12 protein-coding genes are annotated in these 20979 nt (G+C 63.2%); 9 read left to right on the top strand and 3 right to left on the bottom strand.

Annotated features, from left to right (window positions below; genetic code table 11):
- Window positions 1-65: 65 nt before the first annotated feature.
- On the bottom strand, window positions 66-3011 hold the full coding sequence (locus tag AC1RVW_RS28750) for a molybdopterin oxidoreductase family protein (protein WP_493204056.1): 2946 nt from the start codon (window positions 3009-3011) through the stop codon (window positions 66-68).
- Between the two features lie 82 nt (window positions 3012-3093).
- On the opposite strand from AC1RVW_RS28750, the gene AC1RVW_RS28745 reads away from it, so the two are divergent.
- On the top strand, window positions 3094-4035 hold the full coding sequence (locus AC1RVW_RS28745) for a LysR family transcriptional regulator (RefSeq protein WP_493204054.1): 942 nt from the start codon (window positions 3094-3096) through the stop codon (window positions 4033-4035).
- A 15-nt stretch (window positions 4036-4050) separates the two neighbouring features.
- On the opposite strand, the gene AC1RVW_RS28740 is transcribed toward AC1RVW_RS28745, so the two are convergent.
- Together AC1RVW_RS28740 and xsc are read right to left on the bottom strand one after the other, a co-directional pair.
- On the bottom strand, window positions 4051-5253 hold the full coding sequence (locus AC1RVW_RS28740) for an acetate/propionate family kinase (protein WP_493204052.1): 1203 nt from the start codon (window positions 5251-5253) through the stop codon (window positions 4051-4053).
- A gap of 7 nt (window positions 5254-5260) precedes the next feature.
- Window positions 5261-7084 (bottom strand): sulfoacetaldehyde acetyltransferase, encoded by a 1824-nt coding sequence (gene xsc / locus AC1RVW_RS28735; protein WP_493204050.1) that lies wholly within the window; start codon window positions 7082-7084, stop codon window positions 5261-5263.
- A 161-nt stretch (window positions 7085-7245) separates the two neighbouring features.
- On the opposite strand from xsc, the gene AC1RVW_RS28730 reads away from it, so the two are divergent.
- From AC1RVW_RS28730 to AC1RVW_RS28695, 8 genes are all read left to right on the top strand, one after another.
- Entirely contained in the window at window positions 7246-8079 is an 834-nt protein-coding gene (locus AC1RVW_RS28730; protein ID WP_285414647.1) for an IclR family transcriptional regulator, read from the top strand.
- A gap of 26 nt (window positions 8080-8105) precedes the next feature.
- Entirely contained in the window at window positions 8106-9089 is a 984-nt protein-coding gene (locus AC1RVW_RS28725; protein ID WP_493204048.1) for an AAA family ATPase, read from the top strand.
- Window positions 9086-10822 (top strand): cobaltochelatase CobT-related protein, encoded by a 1737-nt coding sequence (locus tag AC1RVW_RS28720; RefSeq protein WP_493204046.1) that lies wholly within the window; start codon window positions 9086-9088, stop codon window positions 10820-10822. Before AC1RVW_RS28725 ends, AC1RVW_RS28720 begins: the two co-directional genes overlap by 4 nt.
- Before the next feature lie 35 nt (window positions 10823-10857).
- Window positions 10858-11649, top strand: a complete 792-nt coding sequence (locus tag AC1RVW_RS28715) for a sulfite exporter TauE/SafE family protein (protein WP_493204044.1) — start codon at window positions 10858-10860, stop codon at window positions 11647-11649.
- A gap of 122 nt (window positions 11650-11771) precedes the next feature.
- Window positions 11772-14018 (top strand): type I secretion system permease/ATPase, encoded by a 2247-nt coding sequence (locus AC1RVW_RS28710; RefSeq protein WP_493204042.1) that lies wholly within the window; start codon window positions 11772-11774, stop codon window positions 14016-14018.
- On the top strand, window positions 14015-15490 hold the full coding sequence (locus tag AC1RVW_RS28705; protein ID WP_493204040.1) for an HlyD family type I secretion periplasmic adaptor subunit: 1476 nt from the start codon (window positions 14015-14017) through the stop codon (window positions 15488-15490). The genes AC1RVW_RS28710 and AC1RVW_RS28705 overlap by 4 nt, the downstream gene beginning before the upstream one ends.
- 1009 nt (window positions 15491-16499) lie before the next feature.
- Window positions 16500-17444 carry a hypothetical protein gene (locus AC1RVW_RS28700; RefSeq protein WP_493204039.1) on the top strand — a complete coding sequence of 315 codons (945 nt, stop codon included), beginning with the start codon at window positions 16500-16502 and terminating at the stop codon, window positions 17442-17444.
- Between the two features lie 2 nt (window positions 17445-17446).
- Window positions 17447-20979 (top strand): SPM autocatalytic domain-containing protein (locus AC1RVW_RS28695; RefSeq protein WP_493204037.1); only part of this gene is annotated, 3533 nt, incomplete at its 3' end.

Raw genomic sequence — 20979 nt, 5'->3', positions numbered from 1 at the left:
ACCCCCGCCCTCCCCCAGAGGGGGAGGGAGCGACACGGGGGACAGCAGATCCTTGAGCCACTGCATCATTTCTTCCCCCTCCCCGCAAAGTACGTCAACACACTCGCCGCCTTCCCCAGCACACCGGGCACCACCGGCATGCTCGCAACCTGCGGATAGCTCTCCTCGGGCTCGCCGGGCTCCGCCGGCCGAATGCGCACCCGCACGTCGTACCACCCCGCCTGCCCGGTGATCGGGTCCGAGTTGCTGATGGTCCCGCTCGCAGTGCCCTCGCAGGGCAACTCCTCGCTGATCAGGTGGTTCAGCAGGAAGCCCTTGCGCGCCTCGTCGGCTCCCGGTGCCAGTTGCCAGGCGCCGTCGGCCTTGCCGATGGCGTTCCAGGTCCACACCGTGCCCGGCTCCACCGCCTCGCTGTAGCGCAGCATGCAGCGCACCTGGCCCCACCGGCTCTCGACCCAGCACCAGCCGCCGTCCGCAATGCCCGCCGCCTGCGCGGTCAGCGGATTCACGTGCAGGTAGTTGTGGCTGTGGATCTGCCGCAGCCACGCGTTCTGCGAGTCCCACGAGTGGTACATCGCCATCGGCCGCTGCGTGAGCGCGTTGAGCGGATAGGCGGCCAGGTCGGTCGCCGCTTCTTCGAGCGGCGGATACCAGAATGGCAGCGGGTCGAAGTATTTGTCGATGCGCTCGCGCAATGCATCGGGCGGTTGCCGCCCCGGGCTCTTGCCCTGTGCCGCGAGCCTGAAGCTCTGCAGCGTGTCGGAATACAGCGCCAGCTGCACCGGGTCGTTGCGCTGGCGCCAGCCCTTGTCTTTTGCAAAGTCCAGGTACTCCCGGTTCCAGTTGCGCATGTAGTGCATGGTCTCGGGCATGTGGTACTGGAACACGCAGTTGTTCTGCGCATAGGCCTCCCACTGCTTGGGGTTGGGCGCGCCGCGCAGGTGCTCGGTGCCGTCCTTGCCGCGCCAGCCCATGAGAAAGCCGATGCCCGGCTGCGGCTCGAAGTTGACGACGAAGTCCGGGTAGCCCGTGTACTTGCGCCCGCCCTCCGGCGTGGTGAAGGCCGGAAACTTCAGCCGCGAAGCCAGCTCGATCAGCACCTCCTGGAACGGCCTGCACTCGCCCGTCGGCGGCACCACCGGCACGCGCACCGAATCGACCGGCCCGTCGAACTCCGAGATCGGCCGGTCGAGCATGCCCATCACGTCGTGCCGCTCGAGGTACGTGGTGTCGGGCAGCACCAGGTCTGCGAAGGCCACGGTCTCGCTCTGAAAGGCGTCGCACACCACCAGGAACGGGATCATGTGCTCGCCCTTCTCGTCCTTGCGGTTGAGCATCTCGCGCACGGCCATGGTGTTCATGCTCGAATTCCAGGCCATGTTGGCCATGAAGATCAGCAGCGTGTCGATGCGGTAGGGGTCGCCCTTGGCCGCGTTGGTGATCACGTTGTGCATGAGCCCGTGCGCCGACAGCGGGTGCTCCCACGAGAAGGCATGGTCGATGCGTATCGGTGAGCCGTCGGGGTTGATGGCCAGCTCGTCCGGGCCGGCCGGAAAGCCGAGCGGAGCCGCATTGAGCGGCGTGTTCGGCTGGATCATGCCGGGGTCGTTGAAGGCCCGGTAGTTGGGCACGATGTGGCGCGGATACGGCGCCTTGTGCCGGAAGCCGCCGGGCGCGTCGATGGTGCCGAGTACGCTCATCAGCACCGCCAGCGCGCGCACCGTCTGGAAGCCGTTGGAGTGCGCCGCCAGCCCGCGCATTGCATGGAAGGCCACCGGCCGCGCCTGCGTGGTCGGGTGCTTCTTGCCCCAGGCGTCGGTCCACGGAATCGGCAGCTCGAAGGCCTGCTTGAGCGCGGTCTCGCCCATCTCGCGCGCTAGTTTGCGGATACGCGCCGCGTCGATGCCGGTGATGGCCTGCGCCCAATCGGGCGTGCAGGCGGCCACGCGTTCGCGCAGCAACTGGAACGACGGCGCCACGCGCGTGCCGTCGGCCAGCGTGTAGTGCCCTTCGAGCGCCGGGTCGCAGCCGTCTGCGATGCCTTCGGGGTACGCGTTCTTCACGCTGCCGCTGGCCTTGTCCCACACCAGCTTGTTGTGCGGATTGCGTCCGTCGCCGGGCGGGCCGCGTTGCGGGTCGGGGTCGAAGGCGAAGAGGCCCTGCCGCTCGCAGTCGTCGAGCACCACGAGCTGCGGCGCATTGGTGAAGCGCTTGAGGAAGGCATGGTCCACGAGTTCGCTTGCGATCAGCTCGTGCAGCAGCGCCATGAACAGCGCGCCGTCGGTTCCCGGCTTGATGGGAATCCACTCGTCGGCAATGGCCGAATAGCCCGTGCGCACCGGGTTGATCGAGATGAAGCGCCCGCCCGAGCGCTTGAACTTGCTGATCGCGATCTTCATCGGGTTGCTGTGATGGTCTTCGGCGGTGCCGATCATCACGAACAGCTTGGCGCGCTCCAGGTCGGGCCCGCCGAACTCCCAGAAGCTGCCGCCGATGGTGTAGATCATTCCCGCGGCCATGTTGACCGAGCAGAAGCCGCCGTGCGCCGCATAGTTGGGCGTGCCGAACTGGCGCGCGAACAGGCCGGTGAGCGCCTGCATCTGGTCGCGGCCGGTGAACAGCGCGAACTTCTTCGGGTCGGTGGCGCGGATCTTCGCGAGGCGCTCGGTCAGCAGGTCGTAGGCGCGCTCCCAGCTGATGGGCTCGAACTCGGCCGCCCCGCGCTCGCTGCCGGCCTTGCGCAACAGCGGCTGCGTGATGCGCGCGGGCGACACCTGCTTCATGATCCCCGACGAACCCTTGGCGCAGATCACGCCCTGGTTCAGCGGATGGTCCGGGTTGCCGTCGATGTAGCGCACCTCCGGGCCCTTCTCGCCCTCGCGCAGATGCACGCGGATGCCGCAGCGGCAGGCGCACATGTAGCAGGTGGTGGTCTTGACCGTGGTGTCGGCCGTGGGAGTGGGCGCCGACAGCGGGTCGTGCACGGGCTCGCGGGACAGGAAACTGAACACTGTCGGTCCTTTGTTTTCAGGCGTGGCGCAGCCGATGTTAGGCACACCCGATCAATCGGAAAAGCGCAGAATATCTCTCACCATGACCGAAAAAACAGATCAACTTTCGGCGCAGCGCCTGCGCCTGAACCTGCGGCAGCTGGAGGTGTTCGTGGCCACCGCGCGCGGCGGCAGCACCCGCGCGGCGGCAGACCGCATCGCGCGTTCGCAGTCGGCCGCGAGCAGCGCGCTGGCCGACCTGGAAACCTCGGTCGGCGTGCTGCTGTTCGACCGCATCGGCCGCCGGCTGGTGCTCAACGAGAACGGCCGCGCCCTGCTGCCCAAGGCGCAGGCGCTGCTCGACCAGGCCGGCGAGGTGCAGGCCCTGTTCAGTGCCGAGCATGCGGCGCCGTTGCGCGTGGCGGCGAGCTTCACCATCGGCGAATACCTGCTGCCCGAGCGTATGTCGCAATGGACCGCGCTGCATCCGCAGAGCCAGGTGCGGCTGCACATCGCCAACACGCGCGACGTGATCGAGGCGGTGGCGGGCTTCGACGTCGACGTGGGTTTCATCGAAGGCCCGCAGACCCACCCCGACCTGGTGGTGCGCGCATGGCGCAGCGACGAACTGGTGATCGTGGCCGCGCCGGGCCATGCACTGGCGGGCCGCGTGGCCACGCACAAGCAACTGTCGCAGGCCACCTGGGTGCTGCGCGAGCACGGCTCGGGCACGCGGCAGGTCACCGATGCCTGGCTGATCCAGAACCTGGAGCAGGTGAACGTGGGCTTCGAACTCGGCAGCACCGAGGCCATCAAGCGCGTGGTGGCCACGGGCACCGGGCTGGCCTGCCTGTCGCGCTACACCGTGGCGCAGGCGCTGGAAGACGGGCACCTGGTCGAACTGCGCACGCGGCTGCCGGCCGGCGTGCGCAAGCTGGCGACGGTGATGCACCGCGACAAGCTGCTGGGCGGCGCAACCGCCGACTTCCTGCGCCACTGCGGCGCCACGGTGCCGCGCATGGCCACCAGCGCCACCGCGCGCTGAGCGCTCAGCCCGCGCTCAGCCCATGTGCAGCACGCGCGCCGTGTGGCGCGCGATCACCGCTTCTTCATCGGTGCGCAGCACCCAGGCGCTCACAGGGCTGCTGGCCGCGGTCAGCCGCGCAGCGCCGTCCCGGTTGGCGGCTGCATCCATCTGCACGCCCAGCCAGGCGCAGTCTTCGAGCATGCGTTGGCGAAGCGGCGCGTCGTTCTCGCCGATGCCTCCGGTGAACACGATGGCGTCCACGCCGCGCAAGGCGCCCGCCAGCATGCCCATGTGCTGCACCACCTGCTCCACGAAATGCGCGATCGCCTCGGCAGCCGCCGGCTCTGCCGAAGCCTGCAGCGCACGCATGTCGCTCGACACGCCCGACAGCCCCAGCAGCCCCGATTCGCGGAACAGCAGCTTCTCGACCGCGTCGGCCGACATGCCGCGCGATCGCATCAGGTAGGCCACCACGGCCGCGTCGATGCGGCCGCATCGCGTGCCCATGGTCAGGCCGTCCAGCGGAGAGAAGGTCATGGTCGTCGCGACCGAGCGGCCGTTGAACATGCCGCACATCGACGCGCCGTTGCCCAGGTGCGCGACGATCACGCGCCGCTGCGCCAGCTCGGGCGCGATGCCCGCGAACTGCGCGACGATCGATTCATAGGAAAGGCCATGGAAGCCGTAGCGCCGCACGCCAGCGTCATGCAACTCGCGCGGCAACGCAAAGCGCCGGTTGACCTCCGGCTGCACTGCATGGAAGGCCGTGTCGAAGCAAGCCACCTGCGGCACGCCCTCGAAGGCGGCCATGGCCGCGCGCACGCCGGCCAGGTTGTGCGGCTGGTGCAGCGGCGCGAGGGGCTCCAGCTTGGCGAGTGCATCGAGCAATGCCGCGTCGACGTGCAACGGCGCCACGAAGTCCGTGCCCCCATGCACGATGCGGTGCCCCACCGCCGCGATGCGCCCGCCCTCGCCTTGCTGCGCATGCCATTCGAGCAGCGCGGCCAGCGCGCCCTGGTGCGAGGCGCGTGCGCCATCGAGCGGCTCGTCGAGCAGCGTCTTACCCTGTGCATCGCGAACGCGCAGCCGCGCCTGCAGCCCCGCGCCCAGACCGTCCGCCTGGCCCGACCAGCGCGCAGACGGCAACGCATCGCCGCCGCCCGGATGTGCCGCATCGAACAATGCGACCTTGATGGACGAGGAGCCCGCGTTGAGCGTCAGCAGCGAATCGGTCATGGGTTCTTCAGACGTAGTCCTTGTACTTGTCGAGGAATCGTACCGGCTTGGACAGCGCGTCGCGGCGGAACGGGTCGCCCAGCTCGCGGGTGCACATGATCTCGATGACGCAGGTCTTGCCTTCGTTCATCTGCATGTCGATGGCCTTCTTCAGCGCCGGGCCCACGTCTTCGAGCTTGTCGACCACGATGCCTTCGGCGCCCATGGCCTTGGCGATGCCCGCGAAGCTTTCGCTTTCAAGCTCGCCCGCCACGAAGCGGCGGTTGTAGAAGTCGACCTGGTTCTTCTTCTCCGCGCCCCACTGGCGGTTGTGGAACACCACGGCCGTGACCGGAATGTCGTGGCGCACCGCCGTCATGATTTCCACCATGCTCATGCCCCAGGCGCCGTCACCGGCATAGGCCACCGCCGGGCGGTCGGGCGCGGCGCACTTGGCGCCGATCATGGTGGGCAGCGAGTAGCCGCAATTGCCGAAGCTCATCGGCGCGAAGAAGCTGCGCGGCTCCTCGAAGCGCAGGTAGCTGTTGGCAATGGCGTTGATGTTGCCGATGTCGGTGGAGACCATCACGCGCGGCGGCATGGCCTTCTCCAGCTCGCGCAGCACCTGGCGCGGGTGCAGGTAGCTGCCGCCGGTGGGCGTCTTCTCGCCCTTGGCTTCCTCGATGGCGTCGAGGCTGAACTGGTCGCGCTCGTGGGTCCACTCGTCGAGTTCCTTTTCCCACGCGGCCTTTTCGGCCTTGATCTTGTCGGCGCGCTCGGCCTTGGTGGCGTCGCAGGCCAGCGTCTTGCCCTGCAGGCGCTTGAGCAGTTCCTTGGCCGTGGCCTTGGCGTCGCCGTGGATGCCGACGGTGATCTTCTTCACCAGGCCCAGGTTGGTGTGGTCGGCCTCGACCTGGATGATCTTCGCGTCTTTCGGCCAGTAGTCCATGCCGTGCTGCGGCAGCGTGCCGAAGGGGCCCATGCGCGAGCCCAGAGCCAGCACCACGTCGGCCTGCGCGATGAGCTTCATCGCCGCCTTGGAGCCCTGGTAGCCCAGCGGGCCGGCCCACAGCGGATGGCTCGCGGGGAAGGAGTCGTTGCGCAGGTAGCCATTGGCCACCGGCGCGCCCAGGCGCTCCGCCAGCGCCTTGCACTCTTCCACCGCATCGCCCATGACCACGCCGCCGCCCGAGAGGATCACCGGGAACCTGGCCGAGGCCAGCAGCTCGACCGCCGCGTTCAGGCTGTTCTCTCCGCCCGCGCCACGCTCCACGCGCATCGGCTTCGGGATCTCGCACTGGATCTCGCCATAGAAGTAGTCGCGCGGAATGTTGAGCTGCGTCGGGCCCATCTCGGAGATGGCGCGGTCGAAGCAGCGCGCGGTGTACTCGGCCATGCGCTTGGGGTTGTTGACGTGGCCCTGGTACTTGGTGAACTCCTGGAACATCGGCAGCTGGTTGGCTTCCTGGAAGCCGCCGAGGCCCATGCCCATGGTGCCGGTCTCGGGCGTGATCATCACCACCGGGCTGTGCGCCCAGTAGGCGGCGGCAACGGCCGTCACGCAGTTGCTGATGCCGGGGCCGTTCTGGCCGATGACCAAGCCGTGGCGGCCGGACACTCGCGCATAGCCGTCGGCCATGTGGGCGCCGCCCTGCTCGTGCACCACCGGGATCAGCCGGATGCCGGCGGGCGCAAAGATGTCCATAGCGTCCATGAAGGCCGAGCCCATGATGCCGAAGATGTCGGTCACGCCGTTGGCGACCATGGTCTCGACGAATGCCTCGGAGGGCGTCATCTTCTGCACGCCCTTGACGGCTTCGCGGGTGGGGGCTGCGGCTGGCTTCTGGCTCATGGAAGGCGTCTCCTGAAAGGATGATGGGCGTTGGTTTGCACCCAAAAAGTCGGAACGACTTGTTCCGGAATTCATTCCGGCGGAATATAGGACGGCATCGGCACGGCGTCAAACAATTTACAAAAATCGGTACGCCTTGTCTCTTTTTTTGTAAAACATCTATGATCCGCCCCATGAAGATCGTCAAAGGGCTCCCCGTGGAAGCCGCCGAACCGGCGGGCGACACACCCACCATGCGCCTGTTCGCGCTGCTCGAAGTCATGGCCGCGAAAGACCAGCGCTATTCGCTGCAGGGCCTGGTGGAAGAAACCGGCCTGCCCAAGCCCACGCTGCACCGCATGCTCCAGCAGCTCGAGGGCGCGGGGCTGCTGCAGCGCGAAGGCGACGGCCGGCACTACGGCATCGGCACGCGGCTGCGGCGGCTGGCCGAGAACCTGCTGCTCAACGACAGCCTGCACGGCGCGCGCCACACGGTGCTGCGCCAGCTGGTGGAGGAAATCGGCGAAAGCTGCAACCTCACGGCGCTGTCGGGCAGCGAGGTGGTGTACCTCGACCGCGTGGAAACCGCCGCGCCGCTGCGCTTCTACCTGCACTCGGGCTCGCGCGTGCCTGTGCACTGCTCGGCCAGCGGCAAGATCTTTCTCTCCCAGATGAGCCCGGCGCAACGCCGGCGGCTGCTGTCGAACGCGCCGCTGGAGCCGTACACGCCCAAGACACTGACCGACCCCGATGCGCTGGAAAAGGAAGTGCAGCGCATCCGCAAGGACGGCTACGCCATCGACCACGAAGAGTTCCTGCCCGGCCTCCTGTGCATCGCCACGCTGGTGCCTTCAGGCGACGACGCGCCCTCCAACCTCTGCATCGCGGTGCAGGCGCCGGTGATGCGACTCGATGCGGCCAAGGCGAAGACGCTGCTGCCAGCAATGCAGCGTGCAGCCAAGGCACTGAGCCGCATCGATGCCAGCGCGGCGTTCTCCGACCGCGCGCAGGCCTGACCCTTCTTCTTTCCAGAAAGCCCAACGTGACCGACACCGCCGACCTTCGCCCCGACCGGATGCTCAGCGTGCGCGAGGTGTTCGGCATCGACACCGACCTGCAGGTGCCCGCCTTCAGCGAACGCGACGACCACGTGCCCGAAGTCGATGCCGTCTACCGCTTCAACCCCGACGTGACGCTCGCCATCCTGGCCGGCTTCACGCGCGACCGGCGGGTGATGGTGCAGGGGCTGCATGGCACCGGCAAGTCGACGCACATCGAGCAGGTGGCGGCGCGCCTGAACTGGCCCTGCGTGCGACTGAACCTCGACGGCCACATCAGCCGGCTCGACCTCGTCGGCAAGGACGCGGTGGTGCTGCGCGAAGGCAAGCAGGTCACCGAGTTCCAGGAAGGCATCGTGCCCTGGGCGCTGCAACGGCCGGTGGCGCTGATCTTCGACGAGTACGACGCGGGCCGGCCCGACGTGATGTTCGTCATCCAGCGCATCCTGGAGCGCGACGGCAAGTTCACGCTCATGGACCAGAACAAGGTGCTGCGGCCGCACCCCTTCTTCCGCCTGTTCGCCACCGCCAACACGGTGGGGCTGGGCAACCTCAACGGCCTGTACCACGGCGCGCAGCGGCTCAACCATGCGCAGATCGACCGCTGGAACATCGTGGCCTCGCTCAACTACCTGCCGGCCGATGAAGAAATCGCCATCGTGCAGGCGCGCGTGCCTTCGCTGGCCGACGAGGCGGGCACGAAGCTGGTCGCGTCGATGGTGGCCGTGGCCGACCTCACGCGCAAAGGCTTTGCGGCGGGCGACCTGTCGACGCTGATGTCGCCGCGCACCGTCATCACCTGGGCCGAGAACATCGAGATATTCAAGGACCCGGCGCTCGCATTCCGTCTCTCCTTCGTCAACAAGTGCGACGACGCCGAACGGCCGCTGGTGGCCGAATACTTCCAGCGCTGCTTCGACCGCGAGCTGAAGGAGTCGCACCAGCTCTGCGCAGGTCCGCGCGAATGAACCCCGAGCCCGCGAGCGCGATGCAGCGCCGCGTGCGGCAGGAGGAGCAGGTCGCGGAGCTTTGCGCGGGCGTGGTGCGCGCCTTCAGCGGTGAGCGCGACCTGCACTTTCGCGGACGGCGGCTGCACCGTGGCCGCATCGCGCTGCCGTGGTTCGCGCCGCACCTGCATCCTTCGCCCGACACCGACGACTTTGCTTCGTTCCGCGGCGTGGCCGACGGGCTCGCGCTGCGGCTCACCGTGTCGGATGCGGCGCTGCATGCAACACTGCAGCCACAGGAGCCGGTCGAACGCATGCTGTTCGAAATGCTGGAGCAGTTCCGCGCCGAGGCGCTCGCGCCCGACGCCATGGCCGGCATGCGCCGCAACCTGCGGCACCGGCATGAGCAATGGTCGCTGGCCTTCCATCACTCGGGGCTGACCGACACCGCGCGCGGCCTGCTGCTGTACGCCGTGGCGCAGATCTGCCGCGCCCGCGTGAGCGGCCAGCAGGTGGTACAAGAAACAGAGGACATGCTCGAAGCCACGCGCTTCGCGCTTGCGCCGCTCATCGGCAATGCCCTGGCGGGCCTGCGCAGAGACCGCGCCGACCAGGCCGCCTATGCGGTGCATGCCCTCGCCATCGCACGAACCGTGGCCGCGATGCTGCACGAGGCCGGCGAGGAAGGCAGCGGCGCCGCGCGCGATCCGCATGTGGACGACAAGCGCAGCGTGTTCAGCCTCGTGGCCGACATGGACCAGGAGATCGTCGAGCGCTTCACCACCGTCGAGTCGGGCCGCAGCACGGTGCTCGACGACGCGGGCGGCGCCTACCGCGTCTTCACCACGGCCTACGACCGCGAGCACGACGCTGCCACGCTCGCGCGCAAGGAAGTGCTCGCGCAGCACCGTGAAAAACTCGACCGCCGCATCGCCGCGCAGGGCGTGAACATCGCCCGCCTCGCGCGAGAGCTGCGCGCCCTTCTGGCAGAGCCGGAGCGCGACGGCTGGGACGGCGGGCAGGAAGAAGGCCTGATCGACGGGCGCAGGCTCGCGCAGCTCGTCGCATCGCCCACCGAGCGCCGGCTGTTCCGCACCGAGCGCATGGAGCCGCTGGCCGACTGCATCGTCACTTTCCTCATCGACTGCTCGGGCTCGATGAAGGAGCATGCCGAATCGGTCGCGATGATGGTCGACGTGTTCGCACGCGCGCTCGAACAGGCCGGCGTGGCCAGCGAAGTGCTGGGCTTCACCACCGGCGCGTGGAACGGCGGTCGGCCACAGCGCGAATGGGTGCGTGCCGGCCGGCCGCCCCACCCCGGCCGCCTCAACGAGCGCAGCCACCTCGTCTTCAAGGCGGCCGGCACACCGTGGCGCCGCGCGCGCCCCGCAATGGCGGCGCTGCTGAAGGCCGACCTGTTCCGCGAAGGCATCGACGGCGAGGCGGTCGACTGGGCCTGCACGCGGCTGCGCCAGCGCGGCGAGGCGCGCAAGCTGCTGCTCGTGATCTCCGACGGCTCGCCGATGGACAGCGCCACGCACCTGGCCAACGACGCGCACTACCTCGACCACCACCTGCGAGACGTGGTCGCGCGCCAGGAGCAGCGCGGCGACATCGCCCTTGCAGGCATCGGCGTGGGCCTCGATCTGAGCCCCTGCTACAGCCGCAGCCATGTGCTCGACCTGGCCGGCAGCAGCGGCAACACCATCTTTCGCGAGGTGATCGGGTTGATGGCCGGGCGCCACCGCCGCTGACGCGTTACGGTCTCATGGACTCAATGTCGGCAATCGTGTCCGCACTCCTGGTGCCACCACTGGCACCGGCCACGCTGGCCTACAGCCTGTGCGTGGTGTTCGCGGCCGGCATCGTGCGCGGCTTCGCGGGCTTCGGCTTCTCGGCCATCACGGTGGCGGGCATGTCGCTGGTGGTGTCGCCCGCGCTGGTGGTGCCCGCGATCTTCATGCTCGAGATACTGGCGAGCCTGAGCCAGCTGCGCGGCATCGCGCGCGACATCGACATGCCGTGGCTCAGTTGGCTGATGCTGGGCAACCTCATCTGCATTCCCATCGGCGTGGCGCTGCTCGCGTGGCTGCCGGAGACGCCGCTGCGGCTGCTGATCGGCGCGCTGCTGATGTCGGCCGCCTTGCTGCTGCGCGCCGGCGCGCGCGCCACCCTCGTGCCGACACGCGGCGTGCGCTTGTCGGCGGGGCTGGCGTCGGGCTTCATCAACGGCGTCGCGGCCATCGGCGGCATCGCCATCGCCGTTCTGCTGAGTACCGCGAAGATGGCGCCGGCCAGATTGCGCGCCACGCTGATCGCGCTGCTGCTGTTCAGCGACGTGGTGTCGCTGGTCTGCGCGGCGCTGATGCCGTCATCGGCGCATGCGTCGGGCAACCTGCTGGGGCCGGACACCCTGAAGTGGGCGCTGTGGCTGGCACCGGCGATGCTTGCAGGCATCTGGTGGGGACAGCGCTCGTTCAAGGGCGTGTCGCCGGAGCAGTTCAGGAAGCATGTGCTGAATCTGCTGATCGGGTTGGCGGCGGTGAGTGTGGTGCGGTCGGTGGCTGGGTTAATTTCTTGATCGTTTATCAAAGCCCATCTAATTGTTAATGCACAGGTGCTCCGTAGGGCGTCTCTTTTGCGCAGTCCTCCAATCGGCTATCTTCATGACACAAAATAAGTTGATCAGGGAGTGCCATGGGAATGGTGGATGCAAGCGTGCAGCCGCACGCGGAGGAGCGCGCGCGCCCACAAGAAGCACCTGACGCTGGAGGTGCAGCGCATCCGTCGCTCATCGCGCTGTGCACGATCGCACGCTTTCACCAGATTGCAGCCGATGCGTTATTGCTGGCCCATCAACTGGGCCTTGCATCCACTGAGGCTGTCGACACCGCCACGCTGCTGGGCGCAGCCAAGCACCTGGGCCTGAAGGCCAAGTCCTCCCGCACCACACTGGATCGCCTGTCCCTGACACCGCTGCCGGCGTTGGCCGTTTTGCGGGACGAGTCCGGTCAGGAACGCTTCGTCATCCTCGCCCAGTGCGACGCTCAACGCGTCCTGCTGCAAGACCCTTCGTCTTCGAACGGCCGCCCGGTCATCGAACCCCTGGAAGTCTTCGCCGCGCACTGGACAGGCGAACTCATCCTCATCACCAGCCGCGCAAGCCTCGCAGGCGAACTCGCCAAGTTCGACTTCTCCTGGTTCATCCCCAGCCTCGTCAAGCACAGGAAGCTGCTGGGTGAAGTGCTCTTCATCTCCTTCATCCTGCAGCTGTTCGCACTGGTCAGCCCGCTGTTCTTCCAGGTCGTCATGGACAAGGTGCTCGTGCACCGGGGTCTGACTACGCTGGACGTGCTGGTCATCGGCTTGCTGGTCGTCGTCGTCTTCGAATCTTTGCTCAATGGCCTGCGCAGCTACGTCTTCAGCCACACCACGAACCGCATCGACGTCGAACTCGGCGCACGCCTGTTCCGCCACCTCGTGCAATTGCCCCTGGCCTACTTCCAGGCCCGGCGGGTCGGCGATTCCGTCGCCCGCGTGCGCGAACTGGAGAACATCCGCAGCTTCCTGACCGGCAATGCCCTCACGGTGCTGCTGGACGTCGTCTTCTCCATCGTCTTCGTGGCCGTCATGCTGTTCTACAGCGTGCCCCTCACGTTGATCGTGCTGGCAAGCATGCCGCTGTACTTCGGCCTGAGCCTGGCGGTGGTGCCCATCCTGCGCAGCCGCCTGGACGAGAAGTTCGCGCGCGGCGCGGAGAACCAGGCCATGCTGGTGGAGACCGTCAGCGCCATCCAGACCGTCAAGGCCACCGCGCTCGAACCGGCCTTCGGGCGCCGCTGGGACAACCAGCTCGCTGCCTACATCTCCGCGAGCTTCCGCACCCAGAACCTTGCGAGCTGGGCACATGAGGGCGTGAACCTCATCGGCAAGCTCGTCAATGCCGCCACCCTCTGGTACGGCGCGCACCTGGTGATGAACAACGACCTCACGGTCGGCCAGTTCGTCGCCTTCAACATGTTCGCCCAGCGCGTGTCACAGCCCATCATGCGCATGGCCCAGCTGTGGACCGACTTCCAGCAGACCGGCATCTCCATGGCGCGCCTGGGCGACATCCTCAACACCCGCACCGAAGTCCCGCCCAGCACCGCCGCCCAACTCCCGGCGCTGAAGGGCCGCGTGACCCTGGACAACCTGACCTTCCGCTACCGCCCCGAGGCGGCTCCGGTGCTCAACGGCGTCAGCCTCGATGTGCGCCCCGGCGAAGTCATCGGCATCGTCGGGCGCTCGGGCTCGGGCAAGAGCACGCTGACCAAGCTCATCCAGCGCCTGTACGCCCCCGAGCAAGGGCGCCTGCTGGTCGACGGCATCGACATCAGCCTGATCGACGCGGCGCAGCTCAGAAGACAGGTGGGCGTGGTCTTGCAGGAGAACACCCTCTTCAACCGCAGCGTGCGCGAGAACATCGCCATCGTCGATCCGGCGGCGCCGCTGGATGCGGTGATCCAGGCGGCCCAGCTGGCGGGTGCCCATGAGTTCATCAGCGAGCTGCCCGAGGGCTACGACACCATGGTGGGCGAACAAGGTGCCAGCCTCTCCGGTGGGCAGCGCCAGCGCATCGCCATTGCCAGAGCCCTGTTCACCCACCCGCGCATCCTGATCTTCGATGAGGCCACCAGCGCGCTGGACTACGAGAGCGAGGCCATCGTGCAGCGCAACATGGCGCACATCTGCAAGGGGCGCACGGTCTTCATCATTGCCCACCGCCTCTCTGCAGTGCGCCATGCCAACCGCATCATCGTGATGGACAAGGGCAAGATCGTCGAAGGCGGCACGCACGAGAGCCTGCTCGCCCGGCCCAAGGGCATCTATGCGCACCTGTGGAACATGCAAGGCGGTGGGCACCCGACAGAGGCGAGTGACGGGACTGGATCGGGGGCTGCGGTATGACACAGGAAGTCTCCACCACCGCCTCTGCGGCCAACGCGCCAAGCGTTCGTCATCCGATCTTCGAACTCCTGGGGCGCTACAAGGCGATCTTCCAGGCTGCCTGGAAACACCGCCGCGAACTGGCAGGCCCTAGGCGCCTGGCCGATGAAGCAGCCTTCCTGCCCGCGGCACTGAGCCTGCAGGACACCCCCGTGCACCCCGCGCCCAGGCGACTGGCCTATGGGCTGATCGCCCTGTTCCTCATTGCGCTGGCCTGGTCCATCTTCGGGCAGATCGACATCGTGGCGGTGGCGCCCGGCAAGATCATCGTGAGCGAACGCACCAAGATCATCCAACCGCTGGAGGTGAGCGTGGTCAAGCGAGTGCTGGTCAGGGATGGAGACCACGTCGAAGCGGGCCAGCCGCTGGTCGAGCTTGACCCCACCACCGCCAACGCCGACAAGACCAGCGTCGACGAACAGCTCAAATCCGTGCAATCCGAGGTGCTGCGCACGCGCGCACTGCAGCAGGCACTCAACGCGACCACAGCCTCCCGCGCACCCGAGCTGGGCAAGAACATTCCCGGCAATTGGTCGGAGGTCGAGATCAATGCCGCCAAAGCCCAGTTGAGCGACGAATGGAGCGACATCACGGCCAAGCTCGCCAAGGCAGCCGCGGAGATCAGCCGCCGCCAGGCCGAGATCGCCACTGTGCGCGAGATGGTCGCCAAGCTGGAGACCACGGTGCCGATTGCCAGGCAAAGAGAGGCCGACTTCCATCAACTGGCCAACCAGGGCTTCATGTCCAGCCATGCGAACCAGGACCGCACGAGGGAGCGCATCGAGTTGGAGCGCGACCTTGCGACCCAACGGGCAAGGCTGGCCGAGGCCAATGCCACGCTGCGGGAGAGCGAGAACACGAGGTCCGCCTACATCGCAGAGACCAGGCACAGCCTCAGAACACGCGAAGCAGCGGCAGAGCTCAAGCGCCAGCAGGGCACGCAGGAACTGACCAAGGCGGGTCAGCGCGAACGCTTGACGACCTTGAAGGCGCCGGTGGCCGGCACTGTGCAGCAACTGGCCACGTATACCGAAGGCGGCGTGGTTACGGAAGCGCAGCCCCTGATGGTGATCGTGCCCGACGGCGCGCAGGTTACGGCAGAGGTGACGCTGGACAACAAGGACATCGGCTTCGTGAGTCCGACGCAGGAAGCGGCGATCAAGCTGGAGACGTTTCCGTACACGCGCTATGGGACGGTGAATGCGACCGTGAAGACGGTGACGGCGGATGCGGTGAATGACGAGAAGCGCGGGGCGATCTTTCCGGTGACGCTGAACCTCAACGACACGACCATCGATGTGGATGGCAGGCCGATCAAGTTATCCCCAGGGATGAACCTGACGGCGGAGATCAAAACGGGTCAGCGACGAATCATCGAGTTCCTGCTCAGCCCCGTGCAGAGAGCGACAAGCGAAAGCTTAAGAGAAAGATGAAGCCTAGTTCGTCACGGGCGACTTGCGGACGACATGATGCTTGCCGCTCAAATATTGATTGTTCAATGAATATGAGCACACAGTTCAATTTATGAATTTTCAACATCTCTCTAATACAAAATCGAGAAATTTAAAATAAACCACTCTACCCAATAACATCTCAAAATGTTTTCAATTCAAAAAGAAAGCTGGGCGGTATTTTTCTTAATTGCGTGCATTCCACTTTTCCCTCAGGGAATATGAGCGCTCTTAAAAAAACGCTTCTCGACTCAAACGCAATGCGAGCAATTTACGCGATATGTTTAACTACGTACATAGCATGGAGGGCACATTCTGAAAATTGAATGGAAAAGGGCACCATACAGTCAGCAAACTGCAAAATATGAAAATTAAACTATTACCACTTCTTCTTTCACTCTTGCTTTTGCAATCTTGTCGATTGACAAATTCCGAAGGCAGAGTGTACATAGACTCATCAAACTATAAGTATCAATCTATGAGCTCTCAGTCCCCGACAGAAATCGCCAATGCCATTGTTAAAAATCGGGAGTCGAAAATCATTCTTGTGGCTTGTCCAACATCAACGCCTTTCATGATTATCCCCCTCCAAGAATTACTATCAATAAATTCCAACCTCAGCATTTACCTCGTTCGGGACGATTGCCTGCGATAGATTTCAAAAAAGGGAGAAGTAATGAAAAAATACTTAGATATCGTTAAAAAAGAAATTAAAAAACCCCTAAAGGATGCGCCCGTGGTAGCGGGGGATGTTTGGATAGCAAATCAAGGGGAATCTGGACTCGGGTTCGACTGGATACAAGGCCGCTTGCTTTCAAGAGATCAAATATAGCCTGGAATTTTAGAGATCAAGACGGGAAAGCGCAGAGTTATTGAATTCCTGCCAAGCCCAGTTCAAAAGGCCACCAGCGAGAGTGTGCGGCAAAAATGAGCATCGCAATAACTTTCTTATTCATTCCACAGCCATTATTTGCACTCTAGGAAATTAAAGATGAGAACAAAAAAAATATTTTTGCAAGTACTTTTAGCACTAATATTTACCTTTCTTTGGACTCCCGGATTTTCGCAAGAACTAAATAGCAGCGACTATCTGCTGCAAAACACAAAACTCTCAATCGATCCTTCCGGCAAAAGGATCTTGATCGCCTATGAATTAAAGACGGGAAACCCAAATGTCATCATTGCGCAAAAAGATGAGGAAAAATTTTCTTTAACCCGCATAACACCGATCAATCCCAATATTCGCTACATCGGTTTTTCTTCAGAAGCCAAGCATCTACTGGAATTATCGCGCACCGAAAATACTACCACCTTAACTCGCTTCAATTTTGAGACAGGCCAAAAGCAACTTATATACGAGGATCTAAAAGAAATTTGGATTCCCAGAGAACTAGGACCCGACGACTATGTTTACTTTCAGGCGACAAGACAAACTCCAACTCAAGGAATTTGGGTTCGACAGCAAAACGGAACACAAAAAATTCTATTTCCCACCCCTGATCGATTATCCGCCAGAGCCAATTGGACAGGCGGATCCATCTATGTAATGAATTGGACCACTCCAAGATCATTTTTCGCCTTAATCGGAAAAGTACCAACAGAAGCCGCAAACCTTGTAAAGGAGCCCGGCGTATGGGAAATCACCTGCGCGAACTCCGACCCCCTGCAATGCGCAAAAGAAAAGCTGCAGCTAACGAAGTTCGGATACCTCGCAACCGTCGAAATAACTAAAGGCCCACAGGCTTGCGAAATTAAGGGTGAGTGGTTCGACTTACGAGAACTTCAAATTTCAGAAAATGGAAGCTTTGTGATTTTTCACGCAAAAACTCCCGGGAAAAATGGATTGCGAAATATCTATTTGGCAAGCTACGCAGAGAAAAAATGCGCTCTTGATATTGTTTTTTCAGAGAGGGATGGAAAATGGGAACTCCAGTGAACATGAACAAGCATGTTGGATCGAATATTCCAATTCGATATGGCAACTACTATGGGCCCAACTATACTGGCGGAGAAATTGTAAAACCAGGCGAGCGAGGCGATTACAGCGTCAAACCGATTAATCCCACCGATGCTGCAGCAAGAGACCATGACTGGCGCTATGCCAATGCTGATGATGCGCTGGCAGCGGGAAGAAAAGATATCTCTGACTGGATCAAAAATGATGCCGATCGAAAAATGGCAGAGGCACTGGCCAATCGAATTAAAGAACTTGAAAAAAAGCACTCTAGAGAATTCGAAGACACTATGGAGTTGGGCCGGGCCCATAATGCAAAAACCATTTTTGATAAAAAACCTCTACCTGAGCTTCCAGATCCTGTAGAAAGATTTCAATGGGATGTCCCTGGCCCTCCGCTACTGCCTGGTGACGCCTCGGATAGCTTGTCGTGGCCCGATGTCGCTGAAGCCACCAATATGTGTTACCGCGACGCCAAGGGCTGGCGCCAGCCCGTTGATCCCTTGATGCTGGACCTCGATGGCGACGGACTGGAATTGCAGCCCGCCGACGGTTCGGTCCTTTTCGATCACGATGCCGACGGCGTCAAAACAGGTACGGGTTGGATTGGCTCCGACGACGGCCTTCTCGTACGCGACCTCGACAGCAACAGCCTCATCCAGACCGGACGAGAACTCTTCGGCGTCGACACCATCAAGCGAAACGGAGAGAAGGCGGTCAATGCCTTCGATGCCCTGGCAGATCTGGACAGCAATGCCGACGGCAACTTCACCAGCGCCGATTTGGCATGGAGCCAAGTCAAGGTCTGGCGTGATATCGATCAGGACGGTGTCTCTGATGCAGGGGAGCTCTTCTCGCTTGATCAGTTGGGCATTACCCGCATCGGGGTGGTCGGCAGCGCTGCCAACACCACTGGTGGTAGCCAAGCTGGTACGAGCATCAACGGAAACTTCATCGCGCAAAGCGCCAGCTTCACGCGCAACGATCAGACCTTAGGCATAGGCTCCGCGAGCCGCTCGGCAGGCGCCATCGATCTGGACTCGAGCAACTTCCATCGGGAGTTCACCGATCGAATCCCCCTGACCGAAGTCGCCAAGGCTCTTCCCAAGATGCAAGGCTCTGGCAGGGTCCGCGACTTGGCAGAGGCTGTAAGTCTGAGCCCGGAACTGGCGTTGGCGCTCACGGCCTTCAGTTCGGCCACGACTCGCGAAGTGCAGATGGCGCTGATCGACAACCTGGTCACGACATGGGCGAAAAGCAGCGATTTCTGGAGCAGCATCGAAGACAACTTGGGTGGCAAGGAGAACATAAACCTGAGAATTTCCACTCCTGCGGGCATGACGATAGAGCAGTTCCGCAACCTCATTGGCGTACTGGAGGTGTTCAACGGTGAGCGCTTTTATGAGAAGCCGAGCAGCACTACGACCGTACAACGGGTTGCGGGGTTCACGAACAACTCGAATACGAGCACATCTGGCGCAATCACTATCACCCACCCGAGCTACGGCATCAATCCTCCGGCAGCCCAAGTTGCGCTGTTACAGCAGTCCTACAACGCCCTAAAGGAAAGTGTCTACGGCGCTCTAGTGCTGCAGACTCGGCTCAAGCCGTATCTGGACAGCATCGAGCTGACTATCGACGAACTTGGCATCGGGCTCGACACGACGGCACTTGTTGCCAAACTGAACTCATACAGAACCGAGAACGAGCGCGAGGCGCTGTTCGATCTGATCGAGCTCAACCGCTACGCGGCGCCAACTCTCAAGGTGACAGGATTGCAGGGGCTGGATCTCCTCGGAACCTGGTTGGATTCGCTACCCGAAACTTCCCCGTTGAAATCCGAAATCATGGCGCTGAGGCATATCTCCACTCCCGGCGCCAGCGGGACCAACAACAACGACATGTTTTTCGGCAACGCAGCTGCAAACAGCTTTTCTGCCGGCGCAGGCGATGACTTGGCCAACGGAGGTGAGGGCAACGATACGTTGCACGGGGGTGAAGGTGACGATGCTCTTCAGGGAGGAAACGGTAACGATACGCTATACGGCGACGCTGGTGCCGACATTCTGCGCGGCGGAGCAGGAAACGACACTCTCGGTGGGGGTTCTGGCAACGATTCGTTGATTGCTGACGAAGGAGACGACGTACTGAATGGAGGCAGTGGGGCAGACCGGCTCGATGGAGGCGCGGGCAACGATACGCTCGATGGCGGGGCTGGCAGCGACACGTTCGTGTTCAGCCGTGGCTTTGGACAGGACACGATCGTTCAGTGGGACGCTACTGTCGGGCGCGTGGACACACTGCAGTTCACGGACTTGAAGAGCACCGACCTGGTCAGCCTGACACGCCACGGTTCGAGTCTGAGGCTCACGTTCAACAGCGGCGACAGCGTGACGCTGCCGGACTTCTACTACTCGGACAGCAATTGGGAATACAAGATCGACAGGATCGTGTTCTCGAACAACGTTGAGTGGAATCGCAACGACATCATCTCGGCCCCGACGAATCTGAGTGTGCTTGCCGATGCGGTGACGGGTTCGAATCTGGCGGGCAACAATCTCAACGGCCTTGCGGGCAACGACACCATCACTGGCGGTAATCTGGCCGACCGGCTCGATGGTGGCGAGGGCGATGACGTTCTCCATGGCGGGGCAGGCAACGACACCTTGATCGGTGGCGCGGGCAACGACACGCTTGATGGCGGGGCTGGCAGCGACACGTTTGTGTTCAGCAGCGGCTTCGGACATGACACGATTGTTCAGTGGGACGCCACTGCCGGGCGCATGGACACAGTGCAGTTCACGGACTTGAAGAGCACGGACCTTGTCAGCCTGACGCGCAATGGCGCTCACTTGAAGCTGACGTTCAACAGCGGCGACAGCGTGATGCTGCAAGACTTCTACTACTCGGACAGCAATTGGGAATACAAGATCGACAGGATCGTGTTCTCGAACAACGTTGAGTGGAATCGCAACGACATCATCTCTGCGGCCACGAGTTTGAGCACAGGCAACGATACGGTCACCGGCTCCAGTTTTGCGGGCAACAATCTCAACGGGCTGGCGGGCAACGACACCATCACGGGAGGCAGCTTGGCTGACCGGCTCGATGGTGGCGAAGGCAATGACGTCCTGAATGGCGGGGCAGGCAACGACACCCTGATCGGTGGCGTGGGCAACGACACGCTCAGTGGCGGAGCGGGCAACGACACCCTAATCGGTGGTGAGGGCAACGACACTCTCGATGGCGGGGCTGGCAGCGACACGCTCGTGTTCAGCCGTGGCTTTGGACAGGACACGATCGTTCAGTGGGACGCTACTGTCGGGCGCGTGGATACAGTGCAGTTCACGGACTTGAAGAGCACCGACCTGGTCAGCCTGACACGCCACGGTTCGAGTCTAAGGCTCACGTTCAACAGCGGCGACAGCGTGACGCTGCCGGACTTCTACTACTCGGACAGCAATTGGGAATACAAGATCGACAAGATCGTGTTCTCGAACAACGTCCAGTGGAGCCG

The sequence above is a fragment of the Variovorax sp. MPBD4-3 genome (assembly GCF_058809745.1).
This window is presented reverse-complemented; position numbering and strand designations above follow the sequence as displayed.

Bases quoted from the DNA above. Each gene is read 5' to 3' on its own strand.
- AC1RVW_RS28745 (WP_493204054.1), top strand. From the start codon at position 3,094: ATGACCGAAAAAACAGATCAACTTTCGGCGCAGCGCCTGCGCCTGAAC.
- AC1RVW_RS28740 (WP_493204052.1), bottom strand. From the start codon at position 5,253: ATGACCGATTCGCTGCTGACGCTCAACGCGGGCTCCTCGTCCATCAAG.
- xsc (WP_493204050.1), bottom strand. From the start codon at position 7,084: ATGAGCCAGAAGCCAGCCGCAGCCCCCACCCGCGAAGCCGTCAAGGGC.
- AC1RVW_RS28730 (WP_285414647.1), top strand. From the start codon at position 7,246: ATGATCCGCCCCATGAAGATCGTCAAAGGGCTCCCCGTGGAAGCCGCC.
- AC1RVW_RS28720 (WP_493204046.1), top strand. From the start codon at position 9,086: ATGAACCCCGAGCCCGCGAGCGCGATGCAGCGCCGCGTGCGGCAGGAG.
- AC1RVW_RS28710 (WP_493204042.1), top strand. From the start codon at position 11,772: ATGGTGGATGCAAGCGTGCAGCCGCACGCGGAGGAGCGCGCGCGCCCA.
- AC1RVW_RS28705 (WP_493204040.1), top strand. From the start codon at position 14,015: ATGACACAGGAAGTCTCCACCACCGCCTCTGCGGCCAACGCGCCAAGC.
- AC1RVW_RS28700 (WP_493204039.1), top strand. From the start codon at position 16,500: ATGAGAACAAAAAAAATATTTTTGCAAGTACTTTTAGCACTAATATTT.